This window comes from Limosilactobacillus agrestimuris, from assembly GCF_943193105.1.
GTDB lineage: Bacteria > Bacillota > Bacilli > Lactobacillales > Lactobacillaceae > Limosilactobacillus > Limosilactobacillus agrestimuris.
On the sequence record NZ_CALPCW010000003.1, the window covers coordinates 84,589 to 104,281 of the forward strand.

Sequence of the window (19,693 nt, forward strand, 5' to 3'; positions counted from 1 at the left end):
GGTATATTATACATGTGTTTAGCACTTAACCCTATAGAGTGCTAAAAGGGGAAGTGATAAAAATGCTAACACAGCGTCAAAATAAGATCCTGCAAGCGATTGTACGTCAATATACCTCAACCGGTCAACCTGTTGGTTCAAAACACTTAGCTGAGGAATTACCATTTAAGGTAAGCCCGGCTACGGTTCGTAACGAGATGAGTGTTCTTGAAGATAATGGCTTTGTTGCTAAGGAACATTCGTCTTCTGGGCGTGTTCCGTCAAAAAAGGGTTACCGTTATTATGTTGACCACTTGCTTAATTCAGAAGCAATTACTAACAATGATTTAGTGGTAATTCAAAACTCGTTAGGAACAAGTTTTCAAAAGATCGATGAGATCATTTCGCACTCGGCTGATATTTTATCCGATCTTACTTCCTACACTACTTTTACCTTGAAACCTGAACAAGCGGATGTCCGTTTAAGCGGGTTTCGGGTTGTCCCATTAGGTAATCGGAAAGTTGTTGCTATTCTGGTTACCGATAGTGGGGATGTTGAAAGTCAGGCATTTACGTTACCACGAAATTATGATACTGATGCACTTCAAGCAGTTATCCGAATGATTAATGATCAGTTAGTTGGGCAACCATTGGCTGATGTAATGAAGCGGTTGAACGATGATATTCCGCTGCGGGTAATGCATTATATGCAAAGTGCGGATGGCTTCTTGGATCTTTTTGATAGTGTCGTGTCAAGGGCAGCACGTGAACAATTCTTTGTTGGCGGCCGGTTAAACCTGTTAGATTTCTCAGAAAAACATGATGCTGTAGACCTGCAAACATTGTATAGTCTGCTCGATCATAATGATCAATTATCACACTTACTAGATTCAAACGTTTCTGGTGATAAGGTAAGCGTTAAGATTGGCTCTGAGATTTCTAAGGATAAGGCCTTGGATAACTATAGTTTGATCACGGCAACCTATGATGTTGACCAATATGGTAAGGGTATTATTGCGGTGCTAGGTCCTACACGAATGTCTTATTCACGGACAATCGGGTTGGTGAATGCATTTCGTCAGGAACTAGCCAAACGACTTTTGGACTTTTACCGTCACTATTACGATTCATAGGAGGCGAGTCGATTGGCAGAAGACAAAGCTGCAAAGCAAAGTAAGGATGAAAAGCAAGCATCTAAGAGTGCTGCTCCTGAAAAGAATGATAAACTTGATGCTAAAGAGTTACAAAGTCAAGTAACAAAATTAAAAGACCAAGTTAAAGATTTACAGCAACAATTAAGTGATAAGGATGATCAATACTTACGAGCTGAAGCAGAGATTCAAAATATGAATACTCACTTTAAAAAAGAACGTGCTCAGTTATTAAAGTATGATGGTCAAGATTTAGCAAAATCTGTTTTACCAGTTTTAGATAACCTTAAGCGGGCGTTGACAATTGAAGTTCATGATAAAAATGGTCAACAGCTAAAGAAGGGGATCCAAATGGTTCACGATCACTTGATTAGTGCGTTAAAGGATCATGGAATTACGGAGATTGAGGCTGACGGTAAGCCGTTTGATCCGACCCTCCACCAGGCAGTGCAAACTGTTCCGGTTGAAGGTGATCAGAAGGCTGAAACAGTAGTTAAAGTACTGCAGGCCGGCTATCAATTAAAGGACCGGGTTCTTCGTCCCGCAATGGTTGTAGTTGCACAATAAAAATAAGAGAGGGAATAAACAATGGCAAGTAACAAGATTATTGGTATTGATTTAGGTACTACTAACTCCGCCGTTGCCGTTATGGAAGGTAACGAGCCAAAGATTATTACAAATCCGGAAGGTAGTCGGACAACTCCATCTGTTGTCTCATTTAAGAATGGTGAAACTCAAGTTGGTGAAGTTGCAAAGCGTCAAGCGATTACTAACCCTAACACCATTTCATCAATCAAGAGTCACATGGGTGAAGCAGGATACACCGTTGAAGTTGACGGTAAGAAGTACACTCCACAAGAAATTTCTGCAATGATTCTTCAATACTTAAAGAAGTATGCTGAAGATTACATCGGTGATACTGTTGATAAGGCAGTTATTACTGTTCCTGCATACTTCAATGATGCCCAACGTCAAGCAACTAAGGATGCTGGTAAGATCGCTGGCTTGGATGTTAAGCGGATTATTAACGAACCAACTGCTTCATCATTAGCTTATGGTCTTGATAAGAAGGACAAGGATGAAAAGATCCTTGTTTATGACCTTGGTGGTGGTACTTTTGATGTTTCCATCCTTGAATTAGGTGACGGTGTCTTCCAAGTACTTTCAACTAATGGTGATACTCACCTTGGTGGTGATGACTTCGATAAGAAGATCATGGATTGGTTAATCGAAGGCTTTAAGGAAGAAAATGGTGTTGACTTATCTAAGGACAAGATGGCTCTTCAACGTTTGAAGGATGCTGCTGAAAAGGCAAAGAAAGACTTGTCTGGTGTTCAAGAAGCCCAAATCAGCTTGCCATTTATTTCTGCTGGTGAAAATGGTCCACTACACCTTGAAAAGACCTTGAGTCGTGCCCAATTTAATCAATTAACTAATGACTTGGTTGAACGGACTAAGCAACCCGTTATGAATGCCTTAAAGGATGCTGACTTGACCTTTGATGATATCGATGAAGTTATCCTTAATGGTGGTTCTACTCGTATTCCAGCTGTTCAAGAAATGGTTAAGGAATTAACTGGTAAGGAACCTAACCACTCCATCAACCCAGATGAAGCCGTTGCTCTTGGTGCTGCTATCCAAGGTGGTGTCCTTACTGGTGATGTTAAGGATGTTGTTTTGCTTGATGTTACTCCACTTTCACTTGGTATCGAAACCATGGGTGGTGTCTTCACCAAGTTGATTGACCGGAATACTACTATTCCAACATCAAAGAGTCAAATCTTCTCAACTGCTGCTGATAACCAATCAGCCGTTGATATTCACGTCCTTCAAGGTGAACGTCCAATGGCAGCAGATAACAAGACTTTAGGCAACTTCCAACTAACAGACATTCCTGCTGCTCCTCGTGGTGTACCTCAAATCAAGGTTACCTTTGATATCGACAAGAACGGGATTGTTAACGTTTCTGCTGAAGATCAAGGAACCCACAAGAAGCAAAACATCACTATTAAGTCTAATTCCGGCTTAAGTGATGAAGAAATTGAACGGATGAAGAAGGATGCTGAAGAACACGCAGCAGCCGATAAGAAGAAGAAGGAAGAAGTCGACTTGAAGAACGAAGTTGACCAAGAACTCTTCCAAGTTGATAAGACTCTAAATGAAGTTAAGGGTAAGGTTCCTGAAGAAGATATCAAGAAGGCTGAAAGTGCTCGTGACGACTTGAAGAAGGCTAAGGAAAGCGGCAACTTAGATGACATGAAGGCAAAGAAGGACGCCTTAAACAAGGTTATCCAAGACCTTAGTGTAAAGCTTTACCAACAAGCTCAAGGTGCTCAAGGCGGTCAAACTGGCGCTGCCGGTAACAACGGTGCTACTGGAAATAACAATAATTCTGGTTCCGATGATGGTAAGACCGTTGATGGTGACTTCAAGGATGTTACTCCAGATGACAAGAAATAACGTCAGAGTACGTTAGTAAACAATTGTTAAAAGCCAAAGGCCGGGATGAGGACTTTGGCTTTTACTTTCGTTTGTCACCTGTGGTATAACTAAACAAGCAATAAAAATGGAGGATCTCCGTATGGCAGAAGAAAGTTATTACGACATCCTAGGCGTAAAAAAGGATGCTTCGGAAAAAGAAATTAACCGTGCTTACCGGAAATTAGCCGCAAAATACCACCCAGATATTAACCACGAACCTGGTGCTGAAGAAAAGTTTAAGAAAATTAATGAAGCACATGAAGTTTTGAGTGATCCACAGAAGCGTGCTCAATATGACCAATTTGGTTCTGCTGGTCCTAATGCTGGTGCTGGTGGCGGTTTCGGTGGCTTTGGTGGTCAACAAGGCTACGGCGACTTTGCTGGTGGTGACTTTGGTGATATCTTTAGCCAATTCTTTGGTGGCGGTGGTCGTCGTCAAGCCGATCCAACGGCGCCTCGTCAGGGCCGTGACTTACAGTATTCTATGACTCTGGACTTTATGGATGCTGTTTTTGGCAAGACCACGACGATCAAGTATGAACGGGATGCCCAATGTGATGTTTGTCACGGGACTGGTGCAAAGCCTGGTAAGTCTCCTGAGACATGTTCACGTTGTCATGGTAGTGGGGCAGTATTTACCGTACGGCGGACGCCACTTGGTAATATCCAGACCCAAACAACTTGTCCTGAATGTCACGGAACCGGGAAGATTATTAAGCCAGAGGATCAGTGTACTAAGTGTCATGGTACCGGTCATGTTCATGAACGCCACCAATTGGAAGTTAAGGTTCCTGCCGGGATTGATGACGGTCAACAAATGCGTTTGGAACACCAGGGAGATGCTGGTGAAAATGGTGGCCCTTATGGTGACCTTTACATTGTGTTCCGGGTAACGCCAAGTCGTGAATTCCGTCGAGATGGTTCTACAATCTATGTTGATCAAGATATTTCATTTGCTCAAGCCGCACTTGGTGATGAGGTGAAGGTAAAGACTGTTCATGGTGACGTTAACTTGAAGATTCCTGCTGGTACCCAATCAGAAACGAACTTCCGTCTCCGTGGAAAGGGTGTCCCACACCTAAATGGTAATGGTAACGGTGATGAACATGTGACTGTCCATGTTCATACGCCAAAGAGCCTTAACAAGCGTCAAAAAGAGGCCATGATGGCATTCGCTGCTGCTAGTGGTGAAGAAGTTAAGGGAGTTAAGAAGACTGTCTTAGACAAGCTCCGAGACGCATTTGAAGATAAATAAATGAAAATAAGCTAGTAATTTCCGGTGGTTAATCGGGATTACTGGCTTATTGTATTTAAAGGTCCTGGTTTGATTAACTTTTCAAGCCACTCCGGTCTTTGGTATACTAGTACTAGTTATTTTACAAGTTTAGAAAGTAGTGAACTAATTCATGACAATGGATTTTGATGAAATGAAAGAACGGCAAAAGCACATTCGTAACTTTTCGATTGTGGCTCACATTGATCACGGGAAATCAACACTTGCTGACCGGATCTTGGAAATGACAGATTCAATTAGTAAGCGCGAAATGAAGGATCAAATCCTTGATGATATGCCTCTGGAACGTGAACGGGGGATTACTATTAAGCTAAATGCCGTTGCCTTAACCTACCATGCTAAGGATGGACAGGATTATATTTTTCACTTGATTGATACTCCAGGACACGTCGACTTTTCCTATGAGGTTTCGCGTTCTTTGGCAGCTTGTGAAGGGGCAATCCTCGTTGTCGATGCTACACAAGGGGTCGAAGCACAGACCTTGGCAAATGTTTACCTGGCCTTGGATAATGATTTGGAAATTTTACCAGTAATCAATAAGATTGACTTACCATCAGCTGATCCTGAAGGAACAAAGAAGCAAATTGAAGACGAAATCGGTTTGGATACTAATGATGCCTTAGATGTTAGTGCTAAAACCGGTTTAGGCGTTGATAAGGTGCTAGAAGAAATCGTCAAGAAAGTGCCAGCACCAACTGGTGACTTGAAAGCACCTTTGAAGGCCTTAATCTTTGATTCAAAATATGATGATTACCGTGGTGTTGTTCTTAGTGTCCGGGTATTTGAAGGAACCGTTAAAAAGGGCGATAAGATCCGCCTAATGAATAGTGGGACCGAATATGAAGTTGCTGAAGTTGGGATTAACTCACCAAAGCCACTTGCCCGGGATGTCTTGATGGCTGGAGATGTTGGTTACATTACCGCAGCAATTAAAGATATTAAGGATACCCGGGTTGGTGATACCGTTACAAATGCGGATAACCCAACTGACAAGCCGCTGGAAGGGTACCGGCAAATGACCCCAATGGTTTATGCTGGACTTTACCCAACCGATAACGCGAAGTTTAACGATTTACGGGATGCGTTAGAAAAGTTACAGTTAAACGATGCCGCTTTAACGTTTGAACCCGAATCTTCGCAAGCACTTGGCTTTGGATTCCGGTGTGGGTTCCTTGGATTATTACACATGGATGTTATTCAAGAACGGCTTGAACGGGAATTTAACCTCGACTTGATTACCACTGCGCCTTCGGTTACTTACCATGTTGATCTTGCTGATGGTACAACAAAAGAAGTTGAAAACCCAGCTGAAATGCCTGATGCTTCGTCAATTAAAGATATTAAAGAACCGTACGTAAAGGCTTCTATTATGGTGCCAAACGATTATGTTGGGCCGGTAATGGAACTTTGCCAACGGAAACGGGGAATCTTTGAAACAATGGAATACTTGAGTGATACTCGGGTAAACGTGATTTACCATATTCCGTTGTCCGAAATCATCTTTGACTTTTTCGACAAGTTAAAGAGCTCGACCCGTGGTTATGCTTCCCTTGATTATGAGATTGACGATTATAAGCCAAGCAAGTTAGTGAAGATCGATATCCTCCTAAATGGGGATAAAGTTGATGCCTTGAGTTTTATCGCGCATAAGGACTTTGCTGCAGAGCGAGGACGTGATATTACTTCTAAGCTGAAGAAGATTATTCCCCGACAAAACTTTGAAATCCCAATCCAAGCTGCGATTGGTTCAAAGATTATTGCCAGGACAAACATTAAGGCTTACCGGAAAGATGTTACTGCACGGATTCATACCGGTGATCCCGATCGACGGGCCAAGCTTTTGGAAAAGCAGAAGCGTGGTAAGAAACGGATGAAGGCTGTTGGAAAAGTTGATATTCCTCAAGAAGCCTTTATGGCTGTCCTCAAGACCGATGAAGAAGTGGATGAGAAGTAAAAAATCGACGTTCCTTATTTTGGGAATGTCGATTTTTAATTTTGGATAGAAATATAGTAATTGGAAAAGTTATCTGGTGTATAATATGAAATATTGATTTGAGGGAGGCAAGGAAATGAAGAAAAATATTTGGCGTCAGCTCTGGGATGTTCTTTCCCTCATTATTGCTGCAATTTTGTTGTATTATATTGTTACCTTTTTAGACGGTTTAATTAAGTAAAAAATTGAGGACCGCGATAACATGACATATCGTGATCCCCAAGTAGAAGTATTTAGCGAAAGTGATTGCAGAATCACCTTCTTTTTTATTATAACAAAATTTTTGATACTTGTTGTATAAATAAACATTATTTAAGTAAAATTAATTTTTAGATTATTATTGTATTGTTAATGATCACCAATAGTAAGTGTTGAATTTAAAAGTGCTATAATAAATTTAACAATGAGTATCGGGAGGATCTATTTTAGTATGACTACAAGGACATTTTCCGCTGAAGAACTTGCAAAGTATAATGGCCAAGATGGTAACCCAGCCTATGTCGCAGTTGAGGGAAAGGTTTATGATGTTAGTAACATCCCTGCTTGGCGTAACGGGAAACACCACGGTAATTTGGCTGGGCATGATGTGAGTGCCGCAATTAAACGTTCACTTCATATGAAGCGGGTTCTTGAAGATTTACCATTAGTTGGTAAGTTTACTGGCGATCCTGAAATCTAATAATTGACAGACAAAAAGGTCGATGAAGTTTTACTTTTCATCGGCCTTTTTAATTTATAAGTCTAATTATAGAATTTAGGCTAATTTTAAATAATCTTGGAGATACCTAGCCAAACCATTATGGTCATTATCAAGTGGGGTTACATCGTCTGCAATTGACTTGATTTCTGGAATGGCATTATTCATTGCGACACCACGACCAGCAGCATCAATCATTTCTTGATCGTTTTTTTCATCACCGAAAGCAATAATATGGGTTCGGTCGATCCCATACTGTTTAGCGATATAAAACATACCAGATTCCTTATGAGTACCGCGATGGATTAACTCAAGAATATGGTATGGGCCACCCCAGACTCGTGGTTCCACAAAGTCACCGTATTTTTCGTTAACGGCTTTGATGATCCGCTCTTTACTTCCTGGTTGGTATTCAATTGTCATTGCAATTGGGTCATCACTGAGGTTCTTTTTACTGAGAAGTTGCTCTGGCTTGAGCCTGTTTGGGAGAAACTCGGGAACATCTTCCGTTGCCTGGTTTGCCCAGAATCGTTCCTTACTTTCAACAGTGATTGTATCAATCCCTAATTCTTCTTTATGTTCCAGAAGATCAAGGGCTAATTCTTTAGTTAATTCAACTTCATATTCTTTATCCCAGTTTTCGTGAGGAATATGAGTCAGGGCACCATTAAAATTGACCATTGGGGTTTTAATGCCAATTTGGTCATAAATATGTTGAGCGATTCGGTAAGGGCGCCCAGTAATAATACTAACGATGTGACCGTTCTTGGCCGCGGCCCGTAAAGTATTGATTGTTTTGGTAGTTAATTTTGATTGATTATTTAATGTTGTTCCATCGAGGTCGATGGCAATTAGGTGTTGATCCATTGAAGTTGTCACTTCCTTTGATTTATCATTGCGAATAATTAAATATTATACCTGGAATTAAGGAAAAGTTAAATGAAATGCAAGAATGCGCTGGGGAAATGTTTAGGAACTGGCTAAAATAAGTTATAATTTGATTAAGATTAAATTGATGGAGTGATGAAAGAAATGCAGCTACCAAGTGCATTTAAAACTAAATACCAGCAATTGTTAGGAGAAGAAGCTCCGGTATTTTTGAAAGCGTTAAGTACTGAGGAAAGTGTGAGTGGCTTTCGAGTTAACCCACTTAAGAATGGCCTTCCGCAGGAAACAATCAACAGGGCTGAGGGGAAAGTTCCCTATGTTCCGACTGGGTATTATGGGCAAGTGAATGGAAAATCCCTTGATCACGTTACGGGATGGCTATATAGTCAGGAGCCATCGGCAATGTATGTCGGTGAAGTAGTTGATCCGCAGCCGGGTGAAAAGGTACTTGATCTTTGTGCCGCACCTGGTGGGAAATCGACCCATTTAATTTCATTGATGAAGGACCAAGGACTGCTAGTTGCTAACGAAATTTTCCGGAAACGGGCACAAGTTTTAGCCGAAAATATAGAACGGTGGGGGACTAGACATACCGTAGTTACTAATGAAAGTCCGGAAGAATTAGAAAAACATTTTTCCCACTTTTTTGACCGAATCCTAATTGATGCTCCATGTTCTGGAGAAGGAATGTTTCGGAAGGAACCAGCAGGGATTGAATACTGGAATCCTGATTACCCGGCGGAATGTGCTAATCGTCAACGAAAAATTATTGCTTCGGCAGTAAAGATGCTGAAGCCAGGTGGTGTACTGGTTTATTCGACTTGCACGTTTGCTCCTGAAGAAGATGAACAGAATGCGAGTTGGATTCTTAAAAATTACCCCGAGATGCGGATGGAAGAAATTAAAGCATATCCGGGAATGGATCATGGCCGTCCCGAATGGGCAGATGGTAATCCTGAACTAACAAAGGCAATTCGGTTATTTCCGCACCATATTAAAGGAGAAGGTCATTTCATTTCTAAGTTCCGTTATGGAAGTGCACCAGTAGTGGATAGTTCAAAGAAAAAAGGACGGAAAAAGAAGAGACAGCAAAATAAGTATGGCCTAAGTAGGGAACAACAACAATTGTTTAATGATTTTCGGCAAATGGTAATTCCAGATTACAAGGCAAATAAACTGATCTTGTTTGGAGAGCAACTTTATGATTTGCCAGCAGGGATTAGTGAAATTGATGACCTGAATATTCTTCGTCCAGGTTTGCATCTCGGAACATTTAAAAAACGACGATTTGAACCATCGTTGGCCCTAGCGCTTGCTTTGAAACCAGAGGATACCAGAAAATCTCTAGAAATAAGTAGAGAGCAGTGGCGTCAGTATGTTCATGGTGATACCTTTACAATTAAGGGGCAGTTACCTAATGGGTGGTACTTATTAATTTGTGATAACCATCCCTGTGGTTTTGGTAAGTTAGTTCAAGGAACAGTTAAGAACTTCTACCCAAAGGGATTACGGTTTTAGGGAGATGAAATAAAATGAAGGAAAAACAGGCATTTCATGTTAATGGTTACCTTGGCCTACTGGTGGCAATCCTTGGAGGCTTGGTTGGCTTCTGGCTGATATATAGTGGCTTTCGCTTAGGACACCTACTAACAATGATCGTTGGCATCATCTTAGTTATTCTTATTTTAATTTTGGCAAGTAGCTTAACCATTATTCAACCAAACGAAGCTAAGGCATTAACGTTCTTTGGTAATTATATAGGAACTATTCGTGATGCTGGTTTGTTTATGACGGTACCGTTTACTGATAAAGAACCCGTTTCTCTTCGGGTACGGAACTTTAATAGTCAAATCCTTAAGGTAAATGATTCTAAAGGGAACCCAGTTGAAATTGCAGCGGTAATAGTCTTTAAAGTAGTTGATACCGCTAAGGCACTGTTTTCGGTTGATGATTATGAACAATTTGTACAAATCCAAAGTGAATCAGCAATTCGTCATGTTGCCAGTGAATACCCATATGACACGTTTGAAAATGAAAACGCGTTAACTCTGCGGAGCAACCCAACCGAGGTCTCAGATCGGTTAGCAAGTGAGTTGCAGGAACGGCTAAACGTTGCTGGGGTTAAGATTATTGAAACCCGGTTGACTCACTTGGCTTATGCAACCGAAATTGCTAGTGCAATGCTGCAAAAACAGCAGTCATCTGCCATCCTTTCAGCAAGAAAAATTATTGTTGAGGGTGCTGTATCAATTACTGAGGATGCAATTGATCGCTTATCAAAAGAAGCAAATCTAGAGTTAACTGATGAACAGCGCCTTCAAATTATCAACAATATTATGGTGGCGATTATTAGTGAACGGGGAACCCAACCGGTAATTAATACCGGAACCCAACAGTAATCGGGGATAGAAAACACATGCTATATTTAACAATTTTAATGACCGAGCGGGTCGGCTTTGTTATTATTTGTGCCTTCCTTCTTGTTAATATTCCCGCATTTCGGCGGTGCTTGTTTGCCCAAACGATTACCGCAAAATTACAATTAGTGGTAATTTTCTCGCTTTTTGCGATTATGGCGAATATTACCGGGATTGAAATTGATCCAGCTAATGAATTACATAATAAGGTTATTCTAACTGCCGTATCGCATGATTATTCAGTAGTGAATGCGCGAATTCTTGCTGTTACGACAGCGGGAATTATTGGTGGCCCCTGGGTAGGGGGCTCTGTTGGTTTAATCGCTGGGCTCCACCGGGCATTTCAAGCCGGGTTTGCCAGTGAGGCTTGGTTCTATATTCCAAGTTCGACTTTAATTGGTCTCCTTTCAGGTTACCTATATAAGGATAAAAATAGTTCCTTTACTGTTATGACACCGTGGCGGAGCTTTATCGTTGGGTTATCAATGGAATCAATCCAGATGATTTTTGTTTTCCTCTTTAGTCCAACTGGTTGGCTCCTTGTTCGTTATATTGCAATTCCGATGATTTTGATTAGTTCTTTAGGGACGTCAATTTTTATTTCGATTATTACAATGTACCTTCGCCAAGAGGAGGAAACTCGGGCAACCCAAACTCACTCGGTTTTAAAATTAACCAATCAAACGTTGCCATATTTTAGAAATGGTCTTAACTTTAAATCAGCTCAGCAAGTTGTCCGCATTATTAAAAAGTACACAAATTTTGATGCAATTAGTATTACTGATCGCAATACAATTCTTGCTCATATCGGCGCAGGAAGCGATCACCATATTTCAGGAAAGACAATGGTAACAACCTTGTCCGAATCCGTTATTCAAAGCGGTCAGGTAAAGGTTGCAAGAAATGCAGAAGAAATAGGGTGTTCCCATATTGATTGTCCTTTACAGGCAGCGATTATTGTCCCACTCCGGGTTGCAGATGGTGTTGTTGGGACATTAAAGATGTATTACACGGATAGTTGGAAATTGACGCCAGTTGAGATTCAACTAGCAACTGGGTTAGGAGAAATTTTTGCTAACCAAATTGCTTTAGGAAATGCGGAAATGCAGGCAAAACTAGTTCGTGATGCTGAAATTAAATCACTCCAGGCACAAGTAAATCCCCATTTCTTCTTTAACGCCATTAATACAATTAGTGCATTAATGCGACGGGATAGTGAAAAGGCACGGCAGCTTCTTCTTCAGTTGAGTACGTATTTCCGCTCAAACCTTGTTGGTGCACGTGAGACACAGATAACATTAACGCAGGAGCGTCAACAAGTTAATGCTTACCTCAGTTTAGAAATGACCCGTTTTCCGAATAAATATGATGTTCAACTAAATAGCACCGTTAGTGATGATGTCTTATTACCGCCATTTACAATTCAAGTTTTAGTTGAGAATGCGTTAAAGCATGCTTTTGGAAAACGAAAAACAGGAAATCATGTAATTGTAAACATTAATAACCAAAATGACCGATTAATAATTACGGTCAAAGATAATGGTCAAGGAATTTCCCCTGACCTAATAAAGCGTCTTGGACACCAAGCCGTACCGTCTGAGCATGGTTCAGGAACTGCATTGCATAACTTGAATCAACGGTTAATTGGATTGTACGGAGAAGATAGTTGCCTTCGTTTTAAGAGTAGTGAGCAGGGAACAACTGTTATGATATCCATTCCATTTACTAAAAAGGGAGGACAAGTAAATGAAAGTCTTAATTGTGGATGATGAACCACTAGCGCGGGATGAACTGCATTATTTACTGGAGCAAAATGACCTAATTGATGAGATTAATGAAGCTGATGGAATAAATTCAGCTCGAGAAGAGGTTGAAAAGAATCGGCCTGATTTAATTTTTCTGGATATCCAATTAGATGATGGTAGTGGAATGGCTTTTGCTAAAAGACTAAAGAAGATGGATGATGGTCCTTACATTGTCTTCGCCACGGCATATGATCAATATGCTTTGGATGCTTTTGAGGCTGATGCGATTGATTATGTTTTAAAGCCGTTTGAACAGGAACGAATTGATGACGCGGTAAACCGGGTTGCTAAGTTATTGAATAATAACCAGTATAATAATGAAGTTACTCCTCAGCAGAAGAACCCCCGAATTTCGTTAACTAATGATGAACGAACAATTGTTATTCAAAAGCGAGATATTCTTTATGTTCAAGCGCAAAACGGAAAAGCGGTTGTTCATACTGAGAAACAAGAAATAATTAGTAAACAAACGTTAAACAGCATGATTAGCTTGCTAGATCCAAACAGGTTTATTCGGGTTCATCGTGGCTTTGTTGTTAACCTTAATAAGGTACACGAATTACAGCCAAGCTTTAACCATACTTATGAGTTAACTCTTGATGATGGAAGTAAAATTCCTGTAAGTCGGTCATTTGTTTCCGCAACGAAGCAAGCATTAGGAGTAAAGTGAAGTTAGATTACTAAAAAGGAAGAAGATCGTGATAATAATTACATGGTCTTCTTTCTTTTTTAATTGTTAAACCGAAAAATAAAAATCAATATTCGATCAATAGTGTACAAGTATATTTAAGGGGAATTAACAGTAATTATATTGATATACCAGCATTTGATAAGAATGATTTTAATAGAAGTAATTATATGTTTTTTGAAATTGTAAATAGGTTAACAAGCTTTAAAGGCATTTCATCCCTTATCTAGGGCATTTCATCTTAAAATATGGCTATTTAAGTGTGAAAACGAACACAAATCGTAAAAAAAAGTGTAAATTAAATAACTGAAGAGGCGCTTTAGAACAGCGCCGAACAAAATTTATTTTTATTTCTGTGGGAGGGAATAAGTTATGGAAAAGGACAAACAACCTAAGGATTCCAACATTTATGTTCAAATGGGAATCTTTGCTGCTATTTTATTTGTTTCTCAATTGATCTCTGATCTTTTTCCAAAGAGCTTTGTTGTACCAACTCCTTTAATTGGTATGGTATTGCTTTACATTCTGTTGGCATGTCACATTGTTAAGCTTCACCAAGTTGCTAAGTTTGGTGACTTTATGATCGGACTAATTGCATTCCTGTTCGTTCCATCAGGTATTCAATTAGCTGCTCACCTTGACATCATGAAGAAGGAAGGACTTCAAGATGTTATCGTAATCATTATTGCTACGATTATCATTCTTGTTGTTATTGCCTACGTTGGTGCCCTTGTTATGAGCATTCACCACAAGATCACTGGTACTAAAGAAGACTAGGGAGGCACAATAATTATGGCTAATACGATTGTTACAAATCTAGCATTACCATTTACTGGTATCTTCATTTCATTAATTGTTTACCTAATTGGTATGTGGTTAACAAAGATTAGTAATGGATTCTTCCTTTTTAACCCATTACTTGTTGGTATGGTGCTTGGTATCGTTGTCTTAGCAATTTGGGCTAAGGGTACTGGTTCTACTACTGCTGCTGTTTACAAGAAGTTCTACCTTCCTGGTGGTAACATGATTTTCTGGTTCTTGAACCCAGCTACTATGGCCTTTGCTATTCCAGTTTACCGTGTTAACAACATTTTCAAGAAGTACTGGTTCGATATCATCGTAATCTGCTTCGTTGGTGGATTTATTTCATTGTTCCTTATCAACCTTGTATGTAAGTTGTTCGGTCTTTCCGCTGCTTCAACTGCATCAATGTTGCCACAAGCCGCAACTACTGCTGTTGCCATGCCAATCGCTGCTGGTGTACATGGTGTTCCAGCCGTTACTGCGATGGCATGTATCCTTAACGCCGTTGTTATTTACGCATTGGCCGAATTCCTTATTAAGGTTCTTGGCTTGAAGAAGATTTCTGCGGTTGCTACTGGTTTAGGTTTAGGTTCTGCAGGGCACACCGTTGGTTCTGTTAAGGCTCTTTCTCTTGGTGAAGTTCAAGGTGCTATGGCCGGTGTTTCTGTTTTGATTATTTCATTGGCTATGGATATCTTAGTACCAATCTACGCTCACTTATTCATGTAATTTAATTAATCGTTAAGGAGAAACTGAATTATGTCAAAAAATCATCAAAAAGTTGTTCTTGTTGGTGACGGACAAGTTGGTTCAGCTTACGCCTATGCATTAGTTCAACAAGGCTTGGCTGAAGAATTAGCAATTGTTAACCTGTCAAAGGAACATGCAGAAGGTGACGCCCTCGATTTAGAAGACGCAACTGTTTTTACTGCTCCTAAACAAGTTTACCAGGCTGATTATGATGCCTGTGCAGATGCTGACCTAGTTGTAATCTGTGCTGGTGCTGCTCAAAAGCCAGGCGAAACCCGTCTTGACTTAGTTGGGAAGAACCTCAAGATTATGGAGCAAATTACGAAGAGTATTATGGCTACTGGTTTTGATGGCATTCTCTTGTTAGCTACCAATCCAGTTGATATTTTGACCTACGCGGTACAAAAGATTTCTGGATTACCTACTAGTCGTGTTATTTCATCTGGTACTTCACTTGATTCAGCACGTCTTCGGATTGCTTTGGCTAAAAAGCTTGACGTTAGTCCGTTAGATATTAGTGCTAATGTTATGGCTGAACACGGTGATTCAGAATTTGCTGCATATTCCAGTGCAACTGTCGGTGGCAAGCCTCTTCTTCAAATTTGTGAAGAAAAGGGTATCAGTAATGATGAATTGCTAAAGATTGAAGATGATGTACGTCATAAGGCTTACGAAATCATCAACCGTAAAGGCTTTACTGCATATGGTGTTGCAACTTGCTTAATGAGAATTACACGTGCAATTCTCCGGGATGAAAATGCTGTATTACCTGTTGGTGCTTATATCGATGGTGAATATGGTATTAAGGATAATTATCTAGGAACTCCAGCTGTAATTAATGCATCTGGTATTTCAAAGGTAATCGAAGTTCCGTTGAATGAACGGGAGAGTGAAGCGATGGCTAAGTCATCTGAGGCTCTAAAGAAAGTTGTTACTGATGGTATGACTAAAGTTGGTTTAGTTAACTATTTAATCAAGTAGTAATATAAAAAGATGTGATGAATTTTCATCGCATCTTTTTCTTTTGGGTATACACTAAATCCTGTTGATAGGTTATCTTTATGATAGCCTGTTAACGGGATTTTTGAATACAAAAAAGGACATAGTCCTTGTATTCAAAAATCTGCGACCAAACATATTATTAGAAATAAGGTGTATGACTATGTCCCTATTAGATAATAGTATTAAATTTTGTCTCGATATAAAAGAGCAAAACATTATTTTTACTGGTTTTCATCATGAAAATCAACAAAAGATTTACGAAGCAGAGTTAATTAACCCGCTTGCCCTCATTGTGGATCAATCAATATTTGTCATAATGGTCATTATCGTTCAAAAGTGCATTACATTAGTGCCGACTCTAGTCGCCCCGTCATTATTGATTTACATAAACAACGCGTCATCTGTCGTGATTGTCATCAAAATTCCATGGCTAGTACCACTTTAGTAAATAAGTATTGCTTTATCTCTAATCAGGCAAAACATAAAGTGCAAATGGCCTTAACTGAAGATCGGGCGATGACTAGCATCGCAACTGAAACGAATATCTCTGCCAATACGGTACAAAGACAACTAAACGCTTTCGATGAATATTTCCGGCATAATTTTAATTATTTACCATTACGCTTAGCTTTTGATGAGTTTAGGGGTGTCGGACACCAACTGCATTTTATTTACTTAGATAGCGACAATCACCAGATTCAACAGATATTACCGGATCATAATAAAAATACGATTATTAAATACTTTAAGAAATTCCCCCTCCTTACTAGGCAAAGAGTTAAAACTGTATCGGTGGACTTAAATAGCTATTATCCAGACATTATCAGAAAAGTATTTCCCAAAGCGCAAATTATCGTTGATCGTTTTTATCTTGTGCAAATGGTAAACCGTAGTTTTAATCAGTTACGAATCCAAACGATGAAGCGCTATGAGAAGCATTCAATGGCTTATCGTTTACTCAAATCACCTTGGAAACTATATCTAAAATCATATGATGATTTAGAAAAAAAAGTTTTTTTATAACCGTTATTTACGTGACCGGTTAACAGAAGAGCATATTATTACAGACGGTATTCAGGCTAATCCATTATTAACCAACACTTACTGGTCGACACAAGGATTTCGTAAAGCAATCAAGGAACATGATGGGCAGAGTTTAAAAGAGATCATCAATGATGACCAAGATGTCTGTGAAGCCTTATCAACTAACTATCGTACCTTTAAGGAGCACCTTCAAGCAGTTATGAACGCTACAAAATACCATTATTCAAATGGCCCATTAGAAGGAGTGAATCGCAAAATCAAACAAATTATTCGTACGTCGTATGGAGTACGGAATTATCATAATTTAGTTATTCGAATTAAGTTACAACAAATGACCATAAAGAAAAGGAAGAATCAAGCAAAATAAATACTTGATTCTCCCATTCAAAAACTCAATATCAACAGGATTTGACAAAGAGCCTTTCTTTTTAAAGAATTGTTTTTAATTCAGTTAACCGGTGAATTTCGAAGGTTGGTGTTATCCGTGTAGGATTGTGAAGTGAATGGGGATTAAACCAGACGGTATCAAGGTGAGCGTTAATGCCACCTTGAACATCTGAACTTAATGAGTCGCCAATCATCAGAGTATTGGTTTGCTGACCATTAATTTTGGCTAATACATAATCAAACATTTCTTTTTTCGGCTTTTGGAACCCAATAATTTGGGAAATAAAAATTCCACTAAAGTATTGTAAAAGTTGAGAATCTTTTAATCGTTTATCTTGGACTAGCTTTTGACCATTAGTGACCGCGTATACACTATAGTTGTTTTCTTTTAAATACTGCATTACAGTTCGCGTGCCGGGTACCAATTGATGGTTATTGCTAAGGTAGTGGAGATAGGTTTTGATTGTCTTTCTCCCTGGGACATTTAGCTTATGGTAGACCTTAAAGTAGTCAGCAAATAAGTGGTCCATTAACTGATCCCAGCTAAGCTCGTTTCGCTCATATCTCTGCCACATATTAACGTTATAGTTTTGAAAAGTTCGTTTAGTGTTAGCAGTTAATGGAATGTTAAAGTCACTAAAGAGCTGTCTTAAAGCATGATCTTCAGCGGCTCCGTAGTCAAGTAAAGTATCATCAAGGTCAAATAAAATATTTTTATAATAGGGCATTTTTGATTTTCCTGTTAGTCTTCACTATTAATACCACGGATGATTTCATCAATTGTCCACATCCAAACGGCATGCCCTAGAATTTCGGAAACGTGTTCTTCCAGTGGTTGATCTTTAGCCGCTGGAATAGTTCCTAAAGCGGGCATTAATTCAACATGAAATGCATCCCAAACAGCAATTCCGAATGGAACCCCATGACCGACTTTAATCCATGGAAAAAGTTGACCAGCAATACTATAGGTAACTCCAAATCCTGTTGAAAAGCCGAAGTGAACCAAATAGCTTACCCATGGTAATTGGTGACCGGAGTAGGAATATGTTGAATGAGTAACCTTAGCAGGAATCCCTAACTGCTGAAGGAGCTTTTGCGGTGGGTTAGTTTGATCTCTTTCCGGTGTCCGGGGTGGTAAAATGTTTTCCCAACCGAGCTTAACAAGACCACCAATTATCCCACCAGCAACACCAGCAGCAATAGTAACTGGCCAATTAATTTTTTTCTTCATAATTAAAGACCTCCTTAAATTAAATGGCGTTGTTGAGCATATTCTAACTCTTTACCATGTAAAACAAAATCAATTGTGGTTAATTCATTAAATGATCTACAGCCGAGAAGGGTAAGAAGACGAGGAAGAGTAGTTTGCCAATTATTGATCTCCTTGTCAAGAGCATCGAAACCGTTACGAATAAGGAGATTAAGAAAGTATCCAGCCACTCCAACGGCATTTGCACTAAGAATTCCTGCTTTAACAACGTCGAGCGGTGAACAGATACCACCGGAGGCAATAATTTGGGTAGTTTCTTTACGGGCTTGACGAGCCTCGAGTAAGGATTCTAATGTTGTTTGTCCCCAGTTATTGAGAAAATTAAAATTAGTGTGGCGGTTTCGCCGATCCTCAATCGCCGCAAAATTGGTACCTCCACGACCACTAATATTAATTAACTGGACACCAATTGATTGGAGTTGATTAATCGTTGCAGCGTCCATTCCAAAGCCAACTTCTTTTACGATTACTGGAACATCGAGATGGTTAGTCAATGATTCAATGTTTGCAAGCCAGTGAAAGTCACGATCGCCGTCATTCATAATTAGCTCCTGGGTAGTATTAATATGGAGTTCTAAAGCATCAGCGTTTAGTAACTCAATAACGGTCCGCGCTTGTTCTAAATTTGCTTTGGCGCTCAAATTAGCAATGATAATACCATTAGGATTTATTTCACGAACTACAGAGAAACTTTTTCTTGCAGCTGGATCGTGAAAAGTAATACTAGCTGAACCAAGGGCCATTGCAAGCTGGTACTTTTTTGCCAGAATTGCTAGTTCCTGATTAACCTGATAGGCATTTTGGCTACCACCAGTCATTGCCTCAATAAAGAAGGGGGAGGTGAAATTTAGTCTTCCGCAACTTGTGGCTGTTGTTACCTCTTTTAGAGCAATTTCTGGTAGACTATGATGGATGATCTGCATACTATCGAGTGAATTAGTATGGACCTGATCGTAAAGTTTAGTTGCCAACGAAAGGTGTTCATTCTTGCGTTGAGCATGATTTGATTCCATAACTATTCTCCTTAAAATCGTCAAAATGAC

At 39.6% G+C, this 19,693-nt stretch carries 17 protein-coding genes and 1 pseudogene; 14 read left to right on the forward strand and 4 right to left on the reverse strand.

Translation table 11 applies throughout. From position 1 onward, the window contains the following. Positions 1–62: 62 nt before the first annotated feature. The 6 genes from hrcA to NFR46_RS03235 all read left to right on the forward strand — a co-directional run bounded on the left by hrcA (position 63) and on the right by NFR46_RS03235 (position 7,577). Entirely contained in the window at positions 63–1,112 is a 1,050-nt protein-coding gene (gene hrcA, locus NFR46_RS03210; protein ID WP_251574641.1) for a heat-inducible transcriptional repressor HrcA, read from the forward strand. Between the two features lie 12 nt (positions 1,113–1,124). Further along, positions 1,125–1,697 (forward strand): nucleotide exchange factor GrpE, encoded by a 573-nt coding sequence (grpE, locus tag NFR46_RS03215; protein ID WP_251574642.1) that lies wholly within the window; start codon positions 1,125–1,127, stop codon positions 1,695–1,697. Between the two features lie 21 nt (positions 1,698–1,718). After that, on the forward strand, positions 1,719–3,590 hold the full coding sequence (gene dnaK / locus NFR46_RS03220; RefSeq protein WP_251574651.1) for a molecular chaperone DnaK: 1,872 nt from the start codon (positions 1,719–1,721) through the stop codon (positions 3,588–3,590). A 121-nt stretch (positions 3,591–3,711) separates the two neighbouring features. Next, positions 3,712–4,866 (forward strand): molecular chaperone DnaJ, encoded by a 1,155-nt coding sequence (gene dnaJ, locus NFR46_RS03225; RefSeq protein ID WP_251574654.1) that lies wholly within the window; start codon positions 3,712–3,714, stop codon positions 4,864–4,866. Positions 4,867–5,023: 157 nt separating this feature from the next. Then, positions 5,024–6,859: a translation elongation factor 4 gene (gene lepA / locus NFR46_RS03230; protein WP_251574830.1), complete on the forward strand. Its 1,836-nt coding sequence runs from the start codon at positions 5,024–5,026 to the stop codon at positions 6,857–6,859. A 469-nt stretch (positions 6,860–7,328) separates the two neighbouring features. Then, positions 7,329–7,577, forward strand: coding sequence for a cytochrome b5 domain-containing protein (locus NFR46_RS03235; protein ID WP_251574655.1), 249 nt, complete (start codon positions 7,329–7,331; stop codon positions 7,575–7,577). Between the two features lie 75 nt (positions 7,578–7,652). Here the strand turns inward: NFR46_RS03235 and NFR46_RS03240 are convergent, their stop codons facing one another. Continuing rightward, positions 7,653–8,462 carry a Cof-type HAD-IIB family hydrolase gene (locus NFR46_RS03240; RefSeq protein ID WP_251574656.1) on the reverse strand — a complete coding sequence of 270 codons (810 nt, stop codon included), beginning with the start codon at positions 8,460–8,462 and terminating at the stop codon, positions 7,653–7,655. A 165-nt stretch (positions 8,463–8,627) separates the two neighbouring features. On the opposite strand from NFR46_RS03240, the gene NFR46_RS03245 reads away from it, so the two are divergent. The 8 genes and pseudogenes from NFR46_RS03245 (at position 8,628) to NFR46_RS03280 (ending at position 17,360) form a co-directional block, all read left to right on the forward strand. Next, positions 8,628–10,001 (forward strand): RsmF rRNA methyltransferase first C-terminal domain-containing protein, encoded by a 1,374-nt coding sequence (locus NFR46_RS03245; protein WP_251574831.1) that lies wholly within the window; start codon positions 8,628–8,630, stop codon positions 9,999–10,001. A gap of 14 nt (positions 10,002–10,015) precedes the next feature. Beyond that, complete coding sequence (locus tag NFR46_RS03250; RefSeq protein WP_251574657.1) at positions 10,016–10,882, forward strand: SPFH domain-containing protein; 867 nt, start codon at positions 10,016–10,018, stop codon at positions 10,880–10,882. A 17-nt stretch (positions 10,883–10,899) separates the two neighbouring features. Beyond that, positions 10,900–12,669 carry a sensor histidine kinase gene (locus NFR46_RS03255; RefSeq protein WP_251574658.1) on the forward strand — a complete coding sequence of 590 codons (1,770 nt, stop codon included), beginning with the start codon at positions 10,900–10,902 and terminating at the stop codon, positions 12,667–12,669. Next, entirely contained in the window at positions 12,647–13,375 is a 729-nt protein-coding gene (locus tag NFR46_RS03260) for a LytR/AlgR family response regulator transcription factor (protein ID WP_251574659.1), read from the forward strand. Before NFR46_RS03255 ends, NFR46_RS03260 begins: the two co-directional genes overlap by 23 nt. A 390-nt stretch (positions 13,376–13,765) precedes the next feature. Beyond that, the gene (locus NFR46_RS03265; RefSeq protein WP_191683779.1) at positions 13,766–14,170 is read left to right on the forward strand and encodes a CidA/LrgA family protein; all 405 of its coding nucleotides are present in this window, start codon (positions 13,766–13,768) and stop codon (positions 14,168–14,170) included. A 15-nt stretch (positions 14,171–14,185) separates the two neighbouring features. Beyond that, positions 14,186–14,926 carry an LrgB family protein gene (locus tag NFR46_RS03270; protein WP_182581543.1) on the forward strand — a complete coding sequence of 247 codons (741 nt, stop codon included), beginning with the start codon at positions 14,186–14,188 and terminating at the stop codon, positions 14,924–14,926. Positions 14,927–14,956: 30 nt separating this feature from the next. After that, entirely contained in the window at positions 14,957–15,928 is a 972-nt protein-coding gene (locus tag NFR46_RS03275) for an L-lactate dehydrogenase (protein WP_251574661.1), read from the forward strand. Positions 15,929–16,109: 181 nt separating this feature from the next. Then, positions 16,110–17,360, forward strand: a pseudogene (locus tag NFR46_RS03280) (ISL3 family transposase). A 61-nt stretch (positions 17,361–17,421) separates the two neighbouring features. Here the strand turns inward: NFR46_RS03280 and NFR46_RS03285 are convergent. From NFR46_RS03285 to fni, 3 genes are read right to left on the reverse strand one after another with little or no spacing between them, the layout of a single operon-like run. Beyond that, on the reverse strand, positions 17,422–18,108 hold the full coding sequence (locus NFR46_RS03285) for a YjjG family noncanonical pyrimidine nucleotidase (RefSeq protein ID WP_251574663.1): 687 nt from the start codon (positions 18,106–18,108) through the stop codon (positions 17,422–17,424). Positions 18,109–18,122: 14 nt separating this feature from the next. Continuing rightward, positions 18,123–18,611, reverse strand: a complete 489-nt coding sequence (locus NFR46_RS03290) for a DUF1440 domain-containing protein (protein ID WP_251574664.1) — start codon at positions 18,609–18,611, stop codon at positions 18,123–18,125. Positions 18,612–18,625: 14 nt separating this feature from the next. Further along, entirely contained in the window at positions 18,626–19,663 is a 1,038-nt protein-coding gene (fni, locus tag NFR46_RS03295) for a type 2 isopentenyl-diphosphate Delta-isomerase (RefSeq protein WP_251574666.1), read from the reverse strand. Positions 19,664–19,693 lie beyond the last annotated feature (30 nt).

Excerpts from the sequence above, each read along its gene's own strand:
- NFR46_RS03255 (WP_251574658.1), top strand. The coding sequence starts at position 10,900 with ATGCTATATTTAACAATTTTAATGACCGAGCGGGTCGGCTTTGTTATT.
- NFR46_RS03290 (WP_251574664.1), bottom strand. The coding sequence starts at position 18,611 with ATGAAGAAAAAAATTAATTGGCCAGTTACTATTGCTGCTGGTGTTGCT.
- NFR46_RS03270 (WP_182581543.1), top strand. The coding sequence starts at position 14,186 with ATGGCTAATACGATTGTTACAAATCTAGCATTACCATTTACTGGTATC.
- hrcA (WP_251574641.1), top strand. The coding sequence starts at position 63 with ATGCTAACACAGCGTCAAAATAAGATCCTGCAAGCGATTGTACGTCAA.
- NFR46_RS03235 (WP_251574655.1), top strand. The coding sequence starts at position 7,329 with ATGACTACAAGGACATTTTCCGCTGAAGAACTTGCAAAGTATAATGGC.
- NFR46_RS03250 (WP_251574657.1), top strand. The coding sequence starts at position 10,016 with ATGAAGGAAAAACAGGCATTTCATGTTAATGGTTACCTTGGCCTACTG.
- NFR46_RS03275 (WP_251574661.1), top strand. The coding sequence starts at position 14,957 with ATGTCAAAAAATCATCAAAAAGTTGTTCTTGTTGGTGACGGACAAGTT.
- NFR46_RS03265 (WP_191683779.1), top strand. The coding sequence starts at position 13,766 with ATGGAAAAGGACAAACAACCTAAGGATTCCAACATTTATGTTCAAATG.
- NFR46_RS03240 (WP_251574656.1), bottom strand. The coding sequence starts at position 8,462 with ATGGATCAACACCTAATTGCCATCGACCTCGATGGAACAACATTAAAT.
- lepA (WP_251574830.1), top strand. The coding sequence starts at position 5,024 with ATGGATTTTGATGAAATGAAAGAACGGCAAAAGCACATTCGTAACTTT.
- NFR46_RS03260 (WP_251574659.1), top strand. The coding sequence starts at position 12,647 with ATGAAAGTCTTAATTGTGGATGATGAACCACTAGCGCGGGATGAACTG.
- dnaK (WP_251574651.1), top strand. The coding sequence starts at position 1,719 with ATGGCAAGTAACAAGATTATTGGTATTGATTTAGGTACTACTAACTCC.
- fni (WP_251574666.1), bottom strand. The coding sequence starts at position 19,663 with ATGGAATCAAATCATGCTCAACGCAAGAATGAACACCTTTCGTTGGCA.
- NFR46_RS03285 (WP_251574663.1), bottom strand. The coding sequence starts at position 18,108 with ATGCCCTATTATAAAAATATTTTATTTGACCTTGATGATACTTTACTT.
- dnaJ (WP_251574654.1), top strand. The coding sequence starts at position 3,712 with ATGGCAGAAGAAAGTTATTACGACATCCTAGGCGTAAAAAAGGATGCT.
- NFR46_RS03245 (WP_251574831.1), top strand. The coding sequence starts at position 8,628 with ATGCAGCTACCAAGTGCATTTAAAACTAAATACCAGCAATTGTTAGGA.